This window comes from Psychrobacter sp. bablab_jr014 (assembly GCF_016464015.1).
Lineage (GTDB): Bacteria > Pseudomonadota > Gammaproteobacteria > Pseudomonadales > Moraxellaceae > Psychrobacter.
The window spans coordinates 12770-32376 of the sequence record NZ_JACDXT010000019.1 but is presented as its reverse complement, the minus strand read 5'-3'; the positions used below and the strand labels follow the sequence as shown (position 1 = coordinate 32376).

General features: G+C 49.4%; 16 protein-coding genes and 1 riboswitch. Of the genes, 10 read left to right on the top strand and 6 right to left on the bottom strand.

From position 1 onward, the window contains the following. Positions 1-9 precede the first annotated feature (9 nt). On the top strand, positions 10-1377 hold the full coding sequence (locus tag JIE71_RS04810; RefSeq protein ID WP_199507601.1) for a dicarboxylate/amino acid:cation symporter: 1368 nt from the start codon (positions 10-12) through the stop codon (positions 1375-1377). A gap of 104 nt (positions 1378-1481) precedes the next feature. Here the strand turns inward: JIE71_RS04810 and JIE71_RS04805 are convergent, their stop codons facing one another. Then, entirely contained in the window at positions 1482-2237 is a 756-nt protein-coding gene (locus JIE71_RS04805) for a TSUP family transporter (protein ID WP_199507600.1), read from the bottom strand. A gap of 373 nt (positions 2238-2610) precedes the next feature. Here JIE71_RS04805 and nhaA point away from each other — a divergent pair, with 373 nt between their 5' ends. Continuing rightward, entirely contained in the window at positions 2611-3810 is a 1200-nt protein-coding gene (gene nhaA, locus JIE71_RS04800; protein ID WP_199507599.1) for a Na+/H+ antiporter NhaA, read from the top strand. Positions 3811-3972: 162 nt separating this feature from the next. Continuing rightward, complete coding sequence (locus JIE71_RS04795) at positions 3973-5259, top strand: oxygenase MpaB family protein (protein WP_199507598.1); 1287 nt, start codon at positions 3973-3975, stop codon at positions 5257-5259. Positions 5260-5286: 27 nt separating this feature from the next. Here JIE71_RS04795 and JIE71_RS04790 read toward each other — a convergent pair whose 3' ends face one another. Then, a complete protein-coding gene (locus JIE71_RS04790) occupies positions 5287-6027 on the bottom strand; it encodes an NUDIX hydrolase (protein ID WP_199507597.1) in 741 nt (246 codons plus the stop codon). Between the two features lie 346 nt (positions 6028-6373). On the opposite strand from JIE71_RS04790, the gene JIE71_RS04785 reads away from it, so the two are divergent. The 3 genes from JIE71_RS04785 to JIE71_RS04775 all read left to right on the top strand — a co-directional run bounded on the left by JIE71_RS04785 (position 6374) and on the right by JIE71_RS04775 (position 9196). Beyond that, positions 6374-7189: an SDR family oxidoreductase gene (locus JIE71_RS04785; RefSeq protein ID WP_199507596.1), complete on the top strand. Its 816-nt coding sequence runs from the start codon at positions 6374-6376 to the stop codon at positions 7187-7189. After that, entirely contained in the window at positions 7182-8456 is a 1275-nt protein-coding gene (locus JIE71_RS04780) for an AGE family epimerase/isomerase (RefSeq protein ID WP_199507595.1), read from the top strand. The genes JIE71_RS04785 and JIE71_RS04780 overlap by 8 nt, the downstream gene beginning before the upstream one ends. 176 nt (positions 8457-8632) lie before the next feature. Further along, a complete protein-coding gene (locus JIE71_RS04775; RefSeq protein WP_199507594.1) occupies positions 8633-9196 on the top strand; it encodes an NUDIX hydrolase in 564 nt (187 codons plus the stop codon). A gap of 130 nt (positions 9197-9326) precedes the next feature. On the opposite strand, the gene JIE71_RS04770 is transcribed toward JIE71_RS04775, so the two are convergent. Continuing rightward, a complete protein-coding gene (locus JIE71_RS04770) occupies positions 9327-12395 on the bottom strand; it encodes an insulinase family protein (protein ID WP_199507593.1) in 3069 nt (1022 codons plus the stop codon). 604 nt (positions 12396-12999) lie between these two features. Between JIE71_RS04770 and JIE71_RS04765 the strand changes: the two genes are divergently transcribed. Beyond that, on the top strand, positions 13000-13467 hold the full coding sequence (locus JIE71_RS04765) for a universal stress protein (protein WP_199507592.1): 468 nt from the start codon (positions 13000-13002) through the stop codon (positions 13465-13467). Positions 13468-13636: 169 nt separating this feature from the next. Here the strand turns inward: JIE71_RS04765 and JIE71_RS04760 are convergent, their stop codons facing one another. Beyond that, a complete protein-coding gene (locus JIE71_RS04760; protein WP_199507591.1) occupies positions 13637-14575 on the bottom strand; it encodes a LysR substrate-binding domain-containing protein in 939 nt (312 codons plus the stop codon). 188 nt (positions 14576-14763) lie between these two features. On the opposite strand from JIE71_RS04760, the gene JIE71_RS04755 reads away from it, so the two are divergent. Continuing rightward, positions 14764-15861: a YeiH family protein gene (locus JIE71_RS04755; protein ID WP_199507590.1), complete on the top strand. Its 1098-nt coding sequence runs from the start codon at positions 14764-14766 to the stop codon at positions 15859-15861. Between the two features lie 18 nt (positions 15862-15879). Here the strand turns inward: JIE71_RS04755 and JIE71_RS04750 are convergent, their stop codons facing one another. After that, the gene (locus JIE71_RS04750; protein WP_199507589.1) at positions 15880-16305 is read right to left on the bottom strand and encodes a YbaN family protein; all 426 of its coding nucleotides are present in this window, start codon (positions 16303-16305) and stop codon (positions 15880-15882) included. Positions 16306-16554: 249 nt separating this feature from the next. Then, a riboswitch (TPP riboswitch) is annotated at positions 16555-16671 on the top strand. Positions 16672-16785: 114 nt separating this feature from the next. Between JIE71_RS04750 and JIE71_RS04745 the strand changes: the two genes are divergently transcribed. After that, the gene (locus tag JIE71_RS04745) at positions 16786-17679 is read left to right on the top strand and encodes an ABC transporter substrate-binding protein (RefSeq protein ID WP_199507588.1); all 894 of its coding nucleotides are present in this window, start codon (positions 16786-16788) and stop codon (positions 17677-17679) included. 106 nt (positions 17680-17785) lie between these two features. Here the strand turns inward: JIE71_RS04745 and JIE71_RS04740 are convergent, their stop codons facing one another. Next, complete coding sequence (locus JIE71_RS04740) at positions 17786-19069, bottom strand: VWA domain-containing protein (protein WP_199507587.1); 1284 nt, start codon at positions 19067-19069, stop codon at positions 17786-17788. A gap of 178 nt (positions 19070-19247) precedes the next feature. Between JIE71_RS04740 and JIE71_RS04735 the strand changes: the two genes are divergently transcribed. Beyond that, positions 19248-19526, top strand: a complete 279-nt coding sequence (locus JIE71_RS04735) for a hypothetical protein (RefSeq protein WP_199507586.1) — start codon at positions 19248-19250, stop codon at positions 19524-19526. Positions 19527-19607 lie beyond the last annotated feature (81 nt).

Sequence of the window (19607 nt, the reverse complement as noted above, 5' to 3'; positions counted from 1 at the left end):
ATATGGATTATGTGGAAAAATTTAGGACTTACGGGCAAGATTATCGTTGCCATGATACTCGGTATCATTGTCGGTCTGGCGATAAATTGGCTGAACTTAAATGGTGAAGGCGGTTTTGTAAATACCTATATTACCAATGGTTTCTTTGCCATCGTCGGTACGCTCTTCGTCAACTCGCTAAAAATGCTGGTCGTACCCTTGGTACTGGTCTCGCTGATTTGCGGGGTGTGTGGTATCGGTGATATTCGCCTCTTAGGTCGTATCGGTACTAAGACCTTCTTTGTTTATATGGTGACCACTGCCTTAGCGATTGCCACTGCAATTGGTTTGGGTTCGCTGTTTGGTATCGGCTCGGGCATGAACATTCAAACAGAAGCTGCTTTTGAAGCCAAAGAAGCGCCGCCGCTACTCGAAGTATTCTCAAACATCGTCCCATCAAACCCCATCGCCGCCATGGTCAATGGCGATATGCTCTCTATCATCTTCTTTGCTATCTTGCTTGGTATCAGTATCTTGATGGTAGGTAAGCCCGCAAAAGGTTTGGTACAGAGCCTTGAGCTGATTAACGAAGTCATCTTAAAGATGGTGACCATCATCATGAACCTCGCTCCTTATGGTGTCTTTGCGCTACTTGCTAAGGCCATGTCAGAGCTGGGCTTTGAGTTGATTCTGTCACTCTTAAGCTATATGGCAGTCTTGGTTGGCTCACTGGCCTTCCACTTCTTTGTCACCATGATGATTATTCTCAAGCTGTTCTCAGGATTGTCGATTCGTACCTTCTTAGCAAAAATGCGCGAAGTACAGATTTTTGCATTCAGTACTTCAAGCTCGAACGCGACCATTCCTATCACTCTACGTACCGTAACTAAGCGTATGGGTGTTGATAACTCAGTGGCTTCATTTACTGTGCCCTTTGGTGCGACCATCAATATGGATGGTACGGCGATTATGCAAGGTACAGCGACCATCTTTATCGCCAATATTTATGGCGTGGATTTGAGTATTGTTGATTATCTTATCGTAATTTTAATGTCGGTACTAGCATCTATTGGTACAGCAGGTGTACCAGGTGTGGGTCTGATTATGCTTTCAATGGTATTCGCGCAAGTAGGTTTGCCTGTCGAAGGTATCGGTCTTATCTTGGGTGTTGACCGTATTCTAGATATGTTGCGTACCGCGGTGAACGTCGGTGGTGATGCCGCCGTGACCACTATCGTGGCCAAATCTGAAGGCAAGCTTGACGTGGCAGTTTATGATGATCCTGACGCAGGTTCAAAAGACGTTTATGATGGTCACATTGATGGCGACAGTGAGCGCGAGCTATCAGCCGTATTCCACGATGGCAAGATGGGCAGCGAGTACGACAACCGTCCTTAATGCCAAACGTGCTTAACCAATTATAAGCCAAAGATGATATGAAAAAGCCTCCGATGTATCGGAGGCTTTTTTTGATAGTCGTGATGGGTATAAAATACGTGCTGTTAGCTCATCACATATTTAGTGACCATCGCCAAACAGACCAGCACAATCACAGGGCGTATTAATTTACTGCCGCCTTTAACCACCATGTGCGAGCCAAAATACGCACCGATGGTCTGCCCGACCAGCATAGCAAAGCCCACTGCCCACAACACCTTGCCCCCCAGAATAAAAAATATCAGCGAGCCAATATTGGTAGAAAGGTTTAAAACCTTTGCTGTACCTGTCGCTTCAATAATTTTGCGCCCGCGTAGAGCCACATTGCCAAGCGCAAAAAACATACCTGTACCAGGGCCGATGTAACCATCATAAGCACCAACTAAAGGCACGGCGATTTTTTGCCATTTGCTTTCACTGATGCGCGGTGCGGCTTCGACCTCTCCGAGGCTGGGCGCAAATAAGGTATAAATACCAATCGCAGCAATCAAAAAGGGAATGACAGTCTCTAACATATCAGGTGGCGACAGCTGCACGGCAACGGTGCCAATCACTGAGCCTAAGAATGCCGCGACAATCGCTGTTTTCATTTGACTGGGTTTGACCACACCTTTTTTTATCATAGTGACGGATGCGGCAAATGCGCCCGAGGTTGCCTGAAATTTGTTGGTGCCCAAGGTCATGATGGGCGGGATATTGGCCAATAGCATGGCAGGGATGGTGAGTAGACCACCACCCCCCGCGATAGCGTCAATAAAGCCTGCAACAGCAGCCACCACAGCCAACATAGCGATGATGTCTAACGATAAGGAGATATCCATATTACTGGCCTTATAAAAAAAATTATGCTAAAAGGTAACAGCTTTTAAAAAACTGTCCATCAGAAAGAGCGAACTTTTGATAGACAAATAAATTTTGACTGTATTTGTCAGCTTGACTATAGAAGCTTTAGAATAATACGCCATTGATACGTACCCAAGCGTAACAATGGGGTATCATAACTATGGTGGTCGATATAATGCCACACTTAGCAAGCACCATCAGGCTGTTTGTTTATCATTTTTGCCCATGAGGGTGACTTTTACTATGGGCAGTACCGCTTCTTTTATCTGCTATTATCACAATGTATTTTGTGGTACGAAATAGGTATAGGCGAGAGATGATGATATTTTTTGATACGTAAATGAGGATACTATGGCAATACAAAGGATTAAGGCGTTTTTTGAGTACGAGGCAGCGGGCGGCATTGTGCTGGCACTCGCCGCCATCGCTGCGATGATTATCGCAAACACACCGCTACATGATTGGTACGAAGCCTTTATTCACGCTCCTGTTTCTGTGCAAATTGGAGAGTTTGCTATTGCCAAAGACGCGCACCACTGGATTAATGATGGTCTGATGGCGGTGTTCTTCTTTTTAGTAGGGCTAGAGTTAAAGCGCGAAGTTTTGGTCGGTGAGCTGTCGAACGTCAAGCAAATCATCCTGCCTGCGGGTGCTGCTCTTGGTGGTATGATTATGCCTGCGCTGGTCTATGTGTTCTTTAACTATCACGACGCGCATTATCTCAAGGGCTGGGCCATTCCAGCGGCGACCGACATTGCTTTTGCTTTGGGTATTCTAAGCCTGCTGGGCAACAAAGTGCCCAACTCACTCAAGGTCTTTTTGGTCTCGATTGCCATTTTTGATGATATCGGTGCGATTTTAATCATTGCGCTGTTTTATACCAGTGAGCTGTCACTTGGGTCGCTCGCGATTGCAGGTTTGTGCTTACCGTTCTTATTCTTACTAAACCGCCGCAATGTGACCAGCATCACGCCGTATCTATTAATCGGCATCATCATGTGGATTGCGGTGCTCAAATCAGGTATTCACGCAACGCTTGCAGGTGTGGTCTTGGCGCTATTTATTCCGATGTTTGACCGCACCGACCCTGAGCACTCACCGCTTGAGGAGCTGGAGCACGACTTACAAAACACGGTGTCCTTTGGTATCTTGCCGATTTTTGCTTTTGCCAATGCAGGTATCTCGTTGCAAGGCGCAGGCGTTGGCGAGCTGTTCCACTCTGTACCGCTTGGTATTGCGGCAGGTCTGTTTATCGGTAAGCAAGTCGGTGTGATGCTGATGTGCTGGATTATCTTTAAATTGGGTATTTCAAAAATGCCAAGCGGCATGGACTTTAAGCAAGTTTATGGCGCGGCGCTGCTCTGCGGTGTTGGTTTTACCATGAGTTTGTTTATTGGTGGTTTGGCATTCGGCGGCGAAACGCCTGGCTTTGATGAGCGCTTGGGTATCATTATGGGTTCAATCATTTCAGGTATCGCAGGCTATGTGATGCTAAAGTTAACCTTGAAAGACAATGTGAATACCACGTCTGTCGATTTGACGCGTCATTAATGACATTAAGTGGCGATGATGCTACATTGATAGTCGACGGCTGTGCGCTCTAAATGGTACTGATAACGACCTATCGCCCTGTGCCTAGGTCGTTTTTTTATGGCTTTTTGTGCATAAGCATGATTTATGGGTTTATTTTTTCACCTTTTATAGGCGGCTTTGATGACGTCCACTGCTCGAGCATTTACTGACAACGCGCCTTACTTACGCCACGGGCGCACTACATGTCCCGACGACCACAGCGATTTACAAGTGCTGCGCCGTATCAAGCGTTTTTTGTTGCCCAAGGATTTTGTCATATCCCCTGCACTATTAACTGATATGGCGGCAGGCTACGATATTGGCGATGGATTGATGGATCCTTTGTGTATGCAGCGGCTGCCTGTGATTAAGCCTTTGCAGCAAATGGCAGCAGGCAGTATTGAGACGCACGAATATATGGCGCTGCCCGAATTTGCAGCATTGACCGAGCAATTCTCTGCCCATCCTGATTGGTTCGACCCCAAACTTGCCGAGATTGGTGCGACCGCCTATCGCCGCTATCCGCTGATGCTGATTTGGCTGCTGCGTAATGTGGCATTGATGGCGGGCTATAGCATTCCTGCCTTATCCTTACCGCTGATACAAACAGGCGCGCTGGTACACGACGCGCTACCGCGACTGATGCGCACCTATGCCTATATTTTGGCGGTGTCGGAATATCCTGCACTTAAAAAACAAGCAAATATTCCCTTACAACAAGTACTGGCGATAGGTAGCGAGGGCTGGCGGCAGTCGATTCAAGTGCGCTACATCCATAGCGTGGTGCGCCGTCAGCTGCTACATGAGACGCCGAGCGTGGCGGCATTGGCAAACGGAGCTACGCCCACGTGGGATGCCGATTACTGGGGCATACCGATTAATCAGACCGATATGGTGGCGACGCATTTGCAGTTTTCGCTATTGATTATGCGCGGTTTGCAGCTGCTCGGCGCGCGTATCAGTAAAGAGGAAGCGGCGGGGATATTGCACCTTTGGAGCCTTGCCAGTTATTGGCTAGGTGTGGACATCAAGCGCTTGCCCGAGGACGAAACCGCCTGCTGGGAATGGCTGTACAGCTATCTGTCGATACAGCAGCTGGACTTTAAGATGGGGCGACCTTTGGCAAAAGCATTGCACGATTTGCCCAGTCAAATCATGGGCGAGGACAATCGGCGCGGGCGATTTGTTGAGCAGGTCAATGCCAGCGTGACACGCACTCTAGTTGGCGATGATATCGGTGACGGCTTGGACTTGCCCAAATCCAAATTGCGCTTTGGTGTTTTGTCCTCCGTACCGATACTCTTTGCGCTAGACACTGCCCGCCAGCGCAATGACAAGGTTGCGGACAAGCTTGAGCGCTTTCGAGCCAAGCGCCAAGACAACATGAACTGGTGGCTCAAAGAAAACGACAAATATTACCAACAATAAAACGGCTTTTTAAACCAATAAAAGCAACTAGCGCGAGTGTATCGCCTCATCTGCCAGGCGATAATACCAGTCAACCTCTCTATCAAAGCCAATCTCCATCAGACTCGCCAGCACGCGCCCTGTCAGCCCCCATACGGTCTCGCCCTCCACCTGCCAGCTGGGTGTGACCATCGTATATCGCTCGGGACCCACAGGATACGGCACACTATACTCGACCGTTGGCGCGTCAATCAGCGCCTCAAAATCTGCCCAAAATATCCGTGCAATCTCGCCAAGCTCAGGCACCAGTGTCAAATCACTGTCTATTAGCGCTACGATAGGACGCACGCTCAGTCCCTTCTTGGACTCTTGCGGCGGCAGTTGCCCAATGATATGCACGCGGCTTGCGGGCAACGCGGTCTCCTCGCTTGCCTCACGCAGTGCGGTCACCACATTGTTGCCATCGCCTTCATCATGTTTGCCGCCAGCGCACGACACCTCGCCCGCATGATTGTTTAAGTGTCCCGCGCGGCGGGTCAATAGCAAGCGCGGGCGCGCTTCATTGGTAATTGCAACCAAAATAGACGCATCAGCGACGGGCGTGTGCTGCAATGCGTCCAATATCTGCGCGCAGTAGCCGATATCACTATCGGTCGCCGATGGGCTGACATCGCTACCGAGTAGCTGTGCTTGTAAGCGCTCTGCCATCTGTCGTAGCACAGGCTGCTGAATATGGCGCGGAATCGCCACACTCAGCTCATCAAACCGCGGCGAATGCGTAAGCGTCATTCCCTGCTCCTTGTTCTTGTTATCTTGTCCTTTAGCATAGCCTAAAACACCATCTGAATCACCCGCGTATCTGTGTTACTTATAAGGCGTGCGCGTGTTGTAAATATCTTGCTGCCTTTACATCACGATTACACGCAGTAACTCGCGGTAGCAATAAACGACACGCAATTATTTGTAAAAGTGGTAGGCTAACTTATGTTTGCTTAGCAAGACGGCGCATTTTTCAAACATAGTTTCATAGGGTTTGGATAAGTGATATCGGGCGACATCTCCATCTTTTAGCAAACATCCATCGTACTTTTAAACCACTAAATAATGTTAAAACAATAAATAATAAGGAATACTCATGACAGACCATCTCGATGATTTACTCCCAGACGTAGAATACATTACTGATAACTACAAAGGCGCGGATAAGCTCAAAGACAAGCGCGTCATCATCACAGGTGGCGATAGCGGCATCGGGCGCGCAGTGGCACTACACATGGCACGCGAGGGCGCAAAAGTCGCGATTCTTTACCACAGCGATGAAGAGCAAGCGACTGAGACACGAAAAGGCATTGAAGCTGAAGGCAGCGAAGCGCTGGTCATTCAAAACAACGCCAGCGATAGCGACAGCTGTAAAAACGCGGTGCAACAAGTGGTCGATGCGTGGGGCGGTGTGGATGTACTGGTCAACAATGCAGGTATGCAAAAGCCTTATAACGACTTAACCGATATCAGTGATGACGACTGGCAACAGCATTTTGATGTCAATATGGCGGGGATTTTTTATACCACCCGCGCCGCACTGCCCCACATGCAAAAGGGCAGCAGCGTAATTAATACCACCTCGGTCAATGCCTTTGTCGGTAATGATGTGTTGGTGCCTTATACCTCAACCAAAGGCGCTATCGTCGGCTATACTCGCGCCCTTGCCTTGCAACTTGCGGAGCGTGGCATTCGTGTCAATCAAGTTGCCCCAGGCCCTATCGCCACCGAAATCCAAAAGGCGTTTAAGGACTTTGATAAAGACATTATTAAGTCCATGACCACACCGATGGGACGTATCGGGCAGCCGTATGAGCTGGGCGGCGCGTATGTGTTCCTCGCCTCAAGTGACAGCAGCTTTGTCACAGGTCAGACCATCCACGTTAATGGCGGGATGATTACCAATGGCTAATGCAATGAAGGTGCAGCGCATCGACAGTAGTGTCTGCTCGCATGTCCAGCATAGCAGCTGGGCGGCGCACCCGTCACATCAGCAGTGGCTGATTAATGAAGGTCAGCGGCTACTGACCCACTATCAAAAGGCCCGCATGGCGGATGGTTTTGGTTCACTGGGTAATGATGGCAAATTGCAAGACCAGCGCGCAAAAGGCGTGGTTACTGCAAGGATGATACATTGCTATGCACTGGCATCGATGATGGGTGTACCGAGCGCAGGTGTCATGGCAGATTATGGCATTGACGCGCTACTTGATGGCGCGCTGCGTGATAAGGTACATGGCGGCTGGTTTGAAGACAGCTATACTCCTTCGCGCAAAAACGCTTATTTACATGCCTTTGTTTTGATTGCTGCGGGCAGTGCCACCCTTGCCCAGCGTCCGCGTGCGGCAGAACTACTCAGCGTTGTCCTTGATATTATTGAGACGCACTTTTGGCAAATGGAGGAGTCGGTCATGCAGCCTTCTTTTGCTACCGATTGGTCAGATGCAGAAAGCTATCAAGGCGCGAACTGCAATATGCACACGACCGAAGCCTTTTTAATTGCGGCGGATGCGACCAATGATGATAAGTACCTGCAGCGTGCGCTACAACTTGGCAAGCGCTTTGGGCATGATATTGCAAGTGCGTATGATTGGCGGATTCCTGAGCATTTTGACGCCTCATGGCAAATGCTGCCTGATTATAACCAAGACCAAGCTACCGATGATTTGCGCCCTTGGGGTTTGACGCCAGGGCATTTTGCGGAATGGGCGGGACTGCTTATCAAGATTGAGACCGCACTACAACAGCGCCAGCAAGACGCGCCTGCATGGCTGCTTGATAATGCCATTGCGCTTTTTGATAGTGCGATGGCGCGTGGTTGGGCGGCTGATGGCAAGTCAGGCATGGTGTACACGATTGGTTGGGATGATGCGGTGTCAGTCGCGATTCGTCCTTATTGGGTACAAGCCGAAACTGCCAATACAGCATTACTATTAGCACGGCGTACAGGCGACAGACGTTTTGAAGCCATTTATCGTGAAGTATGGGATTATATCGCCCTGTATTTGGTTGATTACGATTTGGGCGGTTGGCGGCATGAGGTCGATGCCAGTGGCAATCTGAGCGCCGTCGTCTACCCGCACCGTGAGGATCTGTATCACGACTTTCAGGCAACCGTCACCCCGCTGATTCCCAACTCTGGCTCTATCGCTGGCGGACTACTGCGCAAATACAGTTAATATTGAGGCGTGTCCCTAGTTCAAGCGTTTATGACTAAATAGGAACACGCCCTAGACAAAAACATAGCCTAACAAACGCGCTATTGGGAATTTGCTTCTTACAGGAATCCCCTATTTGCACTGAACTTTTGCGCTACAATGGGGCTTATTTTTATTTTTGCTAAAAGGTAGCCCGTATGCGCTATTGCTTAGAATGCGGTCACGAGGCCGAATACAAAATCCCTGAGATGGACAACATGCCGCGCTTGGTCTGCCCAAACTGCGGCTACATCCATTATGAAAACCCCAAAATCATCTGCGGCACGCTGGTCGTACATGAAGACAAAATATTACTCTGCCGCCGTGCTATCGAGCCACGTTACGGCTATTGGACGATACCTGCAGGTTTTATGGAAAATGGCGAGACCATCGCCGAGGGCGCAGCACGTGAGAGCTTTGAAGAAGCGGACGCTATCGCCGTCAACCCGCAATTGTACTGCATCTATGACATTCCCGACATCGGGCAGATTTATATCATTTACTTAACCGACCTAAAAGACGGCGCGTATGGCGCTGGGGTTGAGAGCATTGAATGCGCGCTGTTCGATGAAGCGGACATTCCATGGGATGATATCGCCTTTGAAGCAGTACAACGCACACTCAAGCGCTACTTTAATGACCGCGTCACGCATGATAGCCGCGACAGCTACCCTGTACATCAAGACCGCATCAGTAAAGACAAAAGCATTAAGCGGTATTAGGCGTGTTTTCAATTTAAACGCCTGTGACTAGGGCGTGTCCCTATTTTAAAAATGGTGATAAAAATAAGCACACACAAAAAAGCCAAGCATCACACTTGGCTTTTTTTATGAAACAACTTATTAAGCAAAATTAGCTTTTGACTTTATTGACCTCAAAGCCCAGCTCGCGGACGTGCGCTTCTTTGTCATACGGCGCAAGTACGGCGCGGACGTATGGCTGGTCGAGCAGGTATTTGCGAGCCACACGCTGCAAGTCATCAATAGTCACGCCAAGGATAAGGGCGCGCATTTTGCGTTGCCAATCGGCGCTACGCTCGTGCAAATCGGCAAAGCATGCCTTGACCGCCTCACCCGCTGGCGAACCAGGTTTGTCCATACCTGAGATGATGCCCAAGATGGCTTCTTCTAATTGCGCGTCGGTTTGCGGCTCATTTAACAACCAATCAATACTGTCCGTGAAGTGTTCAAAGGTTTCCGCGCAGTACGGGTCACGGTAGCTAAAAAATTTAAAGGCGCAGGCGTTGGCGTCATAGCCTGCCCCGCCACCGTATGCACCGCCACGCTCACGAATCGCGCTGTGCAAGTAGCCGTTACGCAAGTATGGCGCAAGTACCATCAGGGCAGCGGTGTCTTCGCTGTCCGCAGGCGGCGCGGCATACACGCTGGCATTGTGATAGACGTTGGTCGCCACCAGCCACGCGCTGTCGGTCACAGGTTGTACCGCTTGGGCATCATCATTATCTGCATTGCCATTATCTGTCTTGTCACCTGACAAGGCGGCATCTAGCGGCAGCTTAAATACCGCAGGCACGTCTTGATTGATGTCTGCGCCGCTATACGCTACAGACGCATCCAACTGCCAACTGTCAATAATGCGCGCGCGCAGGTTGTCCGTTTGCTCGGCTTCACAAATCAGTAGCGCGTGCTTGGGCAAATGAATCAAGCGTTGATGCAGAGCCATAAGGCCACTCGCCAAATCATCCCACACGCTATCATCGTTATCCGCTTCATTCAGAAAGCCTTTTAACGCGTTTAGCGCAGGCAGACCGCTACGCACATATTCAAGGTGCGCTTGGCGGCTCATGCCACGGCTCGCAGTTTGCATCGCGTAGGCGTGACCTGCACTTGCCAGACGTGATTGCCAGCCCGCTTGGCGCTGCTGCAAGATTTCTTTAATGCGGCTGTGCTCGTTAAAGACGCTGTGCTCCATCACTTCTTTTAATAAATCGATAGCATTTGGCTTGCGGTTTAATGCACGCGTCGCCACCACGAAGTAGCTGTTAATATCATTACGCGCATGCACGCTGGTACGCTGGCTGATACGCGCAGTGACGCCTGAAGAATGCGCGGCTTGTTTTGCCTGCATCTCGTGCGCGCTCATGCTGTCGGTGCCCAGCTCTGATAACAGGCTGAGATAAATCGGCAAGAGCGGATGGTTAATCACGTCATTGGCAGGCAAATCACCGACGTTGTCATGCCCCTCTAGCGGCGCGGTCAAGGGTACAATCACTTGATAATAATACAAGCCATTGGTGCCCGCTTCGTACTCAAACAGACTGCTGTCGCGTCCACTTAGGTTCACCGTCGTACGCTTGCCGTCTTGCCATTGGATGTCTTCTGGCACGTCTTCCAAGCCGACTTTTGGCAATAGGCTCAAATCATCGGGCGCTGCTTGACGCGCTGCCAAGTCAAGCGCCTGCTGACGCAAAATCGCCTTGTCATCGTCGGTGAGATTCGCAGCGATGGTGTCCAAGCGCGTTTGCTCAGCGGCGGCTTGGCGCGCAGACTTTTCACTGTCAGGCACACAGCTCACGCGCACGCGGTGCGGGTTGTCAATCAAGTGCGTCTTAATCAAGTTAGGCAGCCAGTCTTTGTCTTTGACTTGCTCGCGTAGCCATGCTAAATGCTCATCCACCGCCCACACGTCAATCGGATTGCCATCATGCACAGCGGTGCTAAAGCCTTCGAGCATCAAGTTTAGCCCGTAAGGAATGCTGTCGCCGCCAATATGACGCTGGTCAATCTCAATCTGATGCAAAATGGTTTCGATCACTTCATCATCAATCGGCGCACTGGCGACCTTATTTAGCAAATCCAAAATGCCTTGCTCGACCGCTTCGGCGTGCTCAGGCTCAGAGCCGCGCAAGCCTGTATAAAACACCATCTCATAATGACTGTCGTCCAAACCAAGTAGCGGGCTGGGCGCTTTGCCAAGGGGATGACTGTCCAAATACGCGCGCAGTGGCGAGCCTGCATGCTCAATCAATACGCCCTCTAACAGACGCAGTGCCAAGCGCTGCTTGGGGTCAGTGATGGCAGGTAATAACCACGCCAAGACGTGATGCGTTTGGTTTGCGCCCGCTTCGTCCACGCCATAAGTTTCGGTCGCGCTAATCGGTGCTGACAAGCGCTGTTCAGGGCGTGAGACGTGCTTTTTGCCTGTTTCAAAGCGCGCTAAGGCATCGTCATGCAATTTGGCTTGGGTTTCCTGCACAGGAATATTACCAAAGCTCATAATCACACTGTTTGATGGGTGGTAATGGCTTTCGTGAAACGCCACCAGCTCGCTGTGCGTCAAATCAGGAATATCCGCAGGGTCACCGCCTGAGTTGTAGTGATAGGTCGTGGTCGGGAACAGATGATGCGCGACCGCATGATACAGCTGGTCAATCTCGCCACTCATCGCGCCTTTCATTTCATTAAACACAATGCCTTTAAACTGTGGTTTATCGTTTTCGTCCAGCTCTACGCGGATGCCTTCTTGGGCAAAGTCCAGCGGGTGAATATTGGGAAAAAATGACGCGTCCAAATATACCGACAACAAGTTAAAGTAGTCGTTTTTATTTTGCGTGGCATACGGATACGCTGTCCAATCGGCAGCGGTCATCGCATTCATAAAGGTGTTTAGCGAGCGCTTAATCATCGAAAAAAACGGGTCGCGTACTGGGAACTTTTCTGAGCCGCACAGTGCCACGTGCTCTAAAATGTGCGCCTCACCTTTGGAGTCCATCGGCTGGGTGCGAAAGCCCACCAAAAAAGCATTTTCGTCACTCGGATGCGCCAAATGGTAATGCATCGCGCCCGTTTTTTTGTGCTGGCTAATCAGCACATCCATCGACAGCGCCTCGATATGGCGATGCTCAATCAGTGCAAATTCAGGATGTAGAGTCAAATCAGCGGTAAAATCGGTCTCGGTCATGGGTATCCTTATACAGCGCGTCGTCCTATCGTCTTTTATTATAGGGTCGCCTTATGGGGTAAAAATATAGAAGGTGAAAGATGAGTGGGTTAAACTACCGTTAAGCCCAAAGAAAAATCATATGTCTTAATAAATACGCTCAATTAAACGGTATTTTTCTTGCTTGCTGTGGCTGCGCCTCCAGAGGCTACGAAAAATACCGTCTAATCTCGCTATATCAGCGTTATAACAATTTAATGATATAACTAATAAACTTAAAAAAAGGTGGGTAACGCCTATCACATCGCACGCCAGCGTAAAAAACGCTGCCGTAATCTGTCTCTATCAAAGGAAAGGCATTTGCCTAACGCTGTTAATTGGGGACGCGGCAAGCTAAATCAAGGCACGCCTAAAACCGTGCTAAGAAAAAGACAAAAAGGAATACCTATAAAAAATAAGGAGCTGTCCTATAAGACAAACCCCATCTAAAAATCTTGTAAAATCAACGCTAAAGAACAGCAAAAAACGGCATCAAAAATACGCATACAATAAGCACACGCATACCCCTTAACAGCCCATGACAGTAGTGCTAATATAAAAGACACGGTTTTTTAGGAGCACGCTCATGAGCTATCAACACATCTTACTGGTCACCGACCTCTTGCCTGATGCCCATATCGTCGCGCAAAAGGCCAAACGCATCGTCGAGAATCGACCCAATGCCAAATTATCCGTGTTACACATCGTCCGCGATACGATGGTTGGCTTCGGTTACGAGCTGGTACCCGCCTCCAGCCTCTATGACGCGATTGATGATGAGCGCTGTCAAGAAGCACGCGTCAAACTGGCAGATTTTCTGACAGAAAATGATTTACATACGGTCAACTCTGAAGTAACGACCGCCATTTCTAGCAGCGAAGGCATCGTCAATTATTGCCATAAAAATGACGTCGATTTATTAGTCATCGGTCGTCACGAACGTCATGGCTTGTCAGCATGGCTCAATGGCGCGACAGCGGATAACATCTTGCCTAATGTCCCTTGCGACTGCTTGATTGTGCGCTTGGACAAACCCAAACCGCGTGACTTATAAACGCTGGCAACAGCTGATAAACGCCCATTAACGACTTAAGCTTTGGCATCGTCTGATGATTATTAACGCGCCAGCGCTAGCAAATAGCGCTGGCGTTGTTATATGATCTTCTTTGTCTTGAAGCGCCTTTCTTTTCGCAGCCAATTTCTTTTTAAGTTTTAATTTCTCTTTAAGTTTTATCGGTATTGAGCATCGTCATAAAGGCTTGCCAAATGGCACTTTTGTGCCGCGCTTTGTGCCAGACGAGCCACCATGTACGCGCAAGGTCAATGCCTGTCACCTTCACTTGTACCAAGCTGCCCGCGTCCAGCTCAGGCTGGATGACGTGCTGGGACAGACAGCCGATGCCAATATCGGCGCTGACCATGTGTTTAATCGCCTCCGACTGCTGCACCGCCATCATTACCCGAGCCTCAGGCAAATGCTGCAATAACTGCTCGTCAATCACCTGCCGCGTGCCTGAGCCAACCTCGCGCACCAATAGCGGCAAGCGCGCCAGCTGATTGGGGCTGAGCTGATAGCACTGCGCCGTATCGTCATAATCACATTCAGCGAGCCATTTACTGCCCGCCTTGGCAAACACCATCAGCGTATCGGTACGCCATGCCCGCTGCACGATTGCGTTAGTATCACTTGGGCGCGGCGTACCCTCAACCAGCGCCATATCAACGGTCAACTGCTCAACCTCATGTACCACCTCTTGCGTATTGGCAATGGTCACATCAATGTGCGCCTCAGGCAACGCACCATAAAGCTCCGCGATTAGTGGCGGCAAGGCATAATTGCCAATGGTAGTACTCGCGCCAATGCGAATTTGCTCGGTTTGGTGCTCGTGATACTGTTCTAGGCTCACTGCTTGTTCAAGCAACGTCTGCGCCTGCACATAAATAGCGTGCGCGTTGTGATGCGGAAGCAGACGCCGTCCGACGCGCTCAAAGAGCGGCATTTGTAAACGCGTCTCCAGCGTCCCAAGCGCACTACTGACCGCCGATTGCGACAGATGCAGCGCTTCACTTGCGGCGCTGGTGCTGCCTGTTTGGTAAATACTGACAAAGACTGCGAGTTGCTTGAGAGTCAGCTTAGGTAATGGCAGGGCGTGTGGCGTCATGGCGCGTCCTGATGTTGTGTGGCTTACGTCATTATTTAATAAACAAGCCGTTATCTAATAAATAATTTACCCAAAAAATCGATAACAACTATCTTTTCAATCTGTTTTTATTATAAATAGTGACGCCGTATACTGTCCATATTGCAAATAAAGATTAAGTTATGCCTTTTTGGCAATAAGGATAAACGATGGCAATCGCGACCTACCGCGCCCTACAGCGCACGCTTGAGAGCTACACCCCGCGCACGCCGCACGCACTCGGTATTGTGGTGGTAGCTATCGGTAGTGTGCTGTGTCTGTGGCTGGCGCAAGTGGCGGTGACGTCTTCTGTCGGGCGCACGCTTGGGCTGTCGTCTTTGACGTTAGCAATCATCATTGGGATGCTGCTCGGCAATTCTATCTATCCGCGCTATGCACCCAAACTTACGGCGGGTGTGGGCTTTGCCAAAAGCAAGCTCTTACGCCTTGCTATCGTGTTTTATGGCTTTAAGCTGACCTTTACCCAAGTCGCGGGCGTGGGGCTGCCAGCGGTATTGTGTGATGCCTTGGTGCTGGGTTCGACGTTTTTTTTAACCTATCAGTTGGGCACGCGCTGGCTAAAACTCGATAAACAAACCACGCTATTAATCGGTGCGGGTGCAAGCATTTGCGGCGCGGCGGCGGTCATTGCGACCGAACCTGTGGTCGAAGCCAAGGCACACAAGGTGACGATAGCCGTGGCGACGGTGGTGGTCTTTGGCACACTATCGATGCTGCTGTATCCGTTTTTGTATCACTTGGGCTGGCTTGCGCCGTGGCTGGATGCCGAAAGCTATGGTATTTATAGCGGCTCGACCATTCATGAAGTGGCGCAAGTGGTGGTCGCGGGTAACGCCATTAATGCCGATGTCGGCAATACAGCGGTGGTCACTAAGATGATACGTGTGATGATGCTCGCGCCATTTTTGCTGCTGCTGTCTTTTATTTTAACCGCTAAACACGAACCCAATACCGAAAAACTGCCTCTAAAAACCCGCCTACAGCGCGTCAATGTGCCATGGTTTGCCTTTGGTTTTATCGTGGTCGTGATGCTGCACACGTGGTTGCCGCTGGATGCGCGGCTGGTGAGCGCCTTGGTACAGGTGGACAATGTACTGTTAACGATGGCGATGTTTGCCCTTGGTCTGACCACGCATTTAGGCGCAATTAAGGAGGCGGGCATCAAGCCCTTGTTGCTGGGTGCGGTGGTGTTTGGCTGGCTTATCTTGGGCGGCGGGCTGATTAATGTTGGTGTCGGCTTATTATAAGGTTAAATAAAACGCGGCTCACTTGGCATCAGGCAAGCGAAACAGATAAATCGCCACACCCGTACATACGGCTGCCACAAGCCATGCTATCCATAGCATGTCACCCTCTAGACGATAAAACAGCAGCGCTGTCGATACCGCCATCATCACCGTCGCGAGCCATTTGGCATAGCGCGGCACGGCGTGATTGGCCTCCCAATCGCGCACAAACTTGCCAAACCATTTGTGATTAATCAGCCAAAAATGAAAGCGCTTCGAGCTGCGCGCCCAGCATGCGGCAGCGAGCAAAATAAAGGGCGCGGTCGGCATCACGGGCAAAACCGCGCCGATAATCCCGAGCACAAAAAACACCCAGCCCAAAACAACAAACAGCCAGCGCACGGCTGGGCTTTTGGCTTGGTTGCTGCGCGGTCGGTGATAAAAAACCTGTTTATTTTTACTCATAAAGATAATGTCATTGTACCAATCAGAAACTATCAGTCAGCCAGCATGCAACATTGCTAAACGTGGTACAAGGTCATTTTTGCAGGTTTTTGCTATTAATGCGTGTTTCTACTACACAGTTCAGTAAATACTCGAATTGTATTTTTATTTTATGAATCTCTTTGCGCAAAAAAATAGGCGAATTGATCATTGATACCAAATCTTGCGCCCACGTACATAAGTCCTTTATGATAGCTGTGCAATACCCAATTCATCTTGTCGGGGTGCGTTGATTGATGACTGTAAATACCGTCAACATCATCGCTGAGAGAAACCCGTGAACCTGAAGCAGTTAGCACTGACGTAGGAAACCAGGATGACACGTTTTTGCGCTTAGCCGAGCGTGTTTGTCATGGTGCATCGAACATTAAGGTCAACCTTTCTTGTTTTGCATCAACCGTATCAGTCTGATTGTTTCCCCTATCTATAAAGGAAACAAGCATGCCACCAACCACCGACCTCACCCTTACCCTTGAATGGTTTTTAAACCCCGATCACTTGCCCTTTATTGCCGGTGTAATGACGGGCGCGTATACGCAAGCAGGACTCAACGTCACCATTATTGAACCTGATGATCATTATGACGGCTTTGCTGAACTACAGAATCAACGCATCGACCTACATGTAAACGAGCCAATCCATTTATTCGAGCATTACGCGCCAAACCTACGGGCGCTGGGCTGTTTTTTTGAAACTGACGGCGGCATATTAATGCGTCAATCGAGTATGGATAAGCTAAAAAACAATCAACCCATTCGTATCTGCACGCCTGCGGCTGAAGAAAAAACCAATCGCATTGGTTTTGAGATTTTATCCCGCTACGCCAATCAAAATGGCTTTGGCATCAGCCGCGAGAATGTAACGTTTGTACAAAAAGATTTTTACCACATAAAAAATCTACAAGAAGATCCAAGCCTTGATGGCGCTTGGCTTTGCTTTTATAACTTTGAAGGTGTGGAAGCGACTCACGAAAACTTAGACTTTACGTTCATCGACCAACATTTATCCCCTTATCCTAACTTTTCAGCATTAGAGATTCTTACAACCGATGAGACTTACAGCGCCAAAAAAGACGCGATAGAGGCCTTTATTCAAGTCACCAACCAAATGACAGAACACTGTAAAAGTGAGCCTGAGTCTGCGCGCCGCATGTATTATGACTATAGTAAAACTGACGCAGATGCCCTGATGGACAGCATCATTGATAATACGCTTGGCAGATTGATCACGCCAATCACACCTGATGCAAGTAAGTGGCTAGAGCTACGCGAGATGCTAGCCGAGATCGATATCGTGACGTTGACGGATGCGCAATATCAATCGCTGTGGACGTGATAAGTGTTTTAAACTTTAGAATAATTTAAAGCATAAAACCGCTCAAAGTTGGACTGACCCCTGAAAGTTGGACAGTTTTTTATTGTCAGCGCATCAAGACAAATACTTAATCTCGTACAATACCCAGCTGTTTTGCTTCTATGAGCCAGCTGGGAAATTCTTCTAACATATTGTCATACAAGGCTGCTTCGCTGATATCGTCTAAATCATCGAGTTCAAAAAAATTGCAGTTATCAACGACGCGCCCCGTCATGTCATCCAAGTTTTTTAAGATGCCGTAGCTGCTGCCACCCAAGCCTACGAACTGCCAAAATATCGGGAGCGGCGCCGCGTCAACCATGACCTTGGTAATGCCTCGCGTATCGCGCACGCCCCCATCACTGATAAACAGTACATAAATAGGTACGTCCAACCCATCTTTTTTATAAAAATCCGTCACCGCTTTGATGACGTCCGCTTCATTATTGACCCGCGCACCGAGCTTCCATTGACGCCAGCCGCCATGCACCGTATCAATAAAGCCCTCATAATTACTGAGGCTAACCTCGCCCAAATATTGATTGTGCTGACCAAACGCCCAGCAATCGAGCGCCTGATTGTCATCAAAGCTCACCGCCAGCGGCAACAAGCGATTGACCACCTCTTGTACGCGCCCTTGTTTGTATTGGCGGTTCATAGAGCCTGTCGCGTCCAGCACCAGCGCAACCTTTGCCGTGAGCCGTTGCAGCTGGCGTTTTTCGAGCGATACGGTGACTTTTTTGGCAAGGTTGACCAGTTTAGGGGCTTTCTGCAGCATTACTTTTTCGAGATTGACCTTTGCGCTTGGGACATCAGGTGCGGCTACGGGCTCAGAATCAGCGACCACACCGCCAAAGTGCTGCACAATCGCGGCAAGCCCACCATTAAAGCCTTGCGCCACATTCGCCACGCGCCATACCCCATTTTTACGATACAGCTGTATCAGCATACTCGCTTGCTGCTCGGCAAAGTCGGCAGATTGATACACCGCTTGCGCCTTTTGCGTCTGCTGGTAAAGGCTCACATCCAGATGGTCGATTTGCTTGAGCGGCGTATCGGCGGATAAGACAAAAAATAAACTGTCCACGGTGGTTGGCAACGCGGCGAGCGTCACCTCAAACACTGCCTGTATGCCCCTAGCCGCTGTCGGGTTCAGCTCGTATTGCGTCAAGCGAATGTGTCCACACGGCGAGGTCGGCTGATTATAAAACACCATATAATCATCATGAATCAGCTTGCCAGACGCATCCAACGCAAAGCAGCTGATGTCCATGTCTATCGGACTTTGGCGCGTGAACGTGAGTGTCAATGGAACGCTAGCGTCAATAGCAAGACTGCTTATGGGTAAACGCTGTCCGATAGTGAGATTCATGGGCTTTCCTTTTATAGGTGTTTTATGGTCTAAAACTATAAACTGCTAATTAAGCTAAAAACGCTGCTTCTCTTTTAGAGAATATATACTCTCTTGCTGCTTTATAATAGTATAAATAACCAACTTATTTTTGTATTTATACGTTATTCTAACGACCTATTATTTTTAGACAATCGCCGTGCTAACCATAACATCCCTTGCGATAGCGCTACTCACACTGGCGGCGCTGACGCCACTTGCGGTCAGCGGTATGAGCGCGAGCAAACTAATCAAAAATAGTATCGCAGCGCCTGTCCTGCCCATTACGCACTTTCCCAACACGTTGTCCAAGGACTGCAACGATGGCGCGGTAAAGCTGTATGACGAATGCGCCGCCCAAGTCACGATTTTAAAAGACGCACTCTGTACCGCCCGCGCTGAGAATAAAAAAGTGCTGATCGTCTATGGTGGCGAGTGATGTATCTGGGGCCATGTGCTGGACAATTACTTTCACGGCAAGTTTAGAAGTTTTGATTATAAGTGGCGTCAGGATGATGGC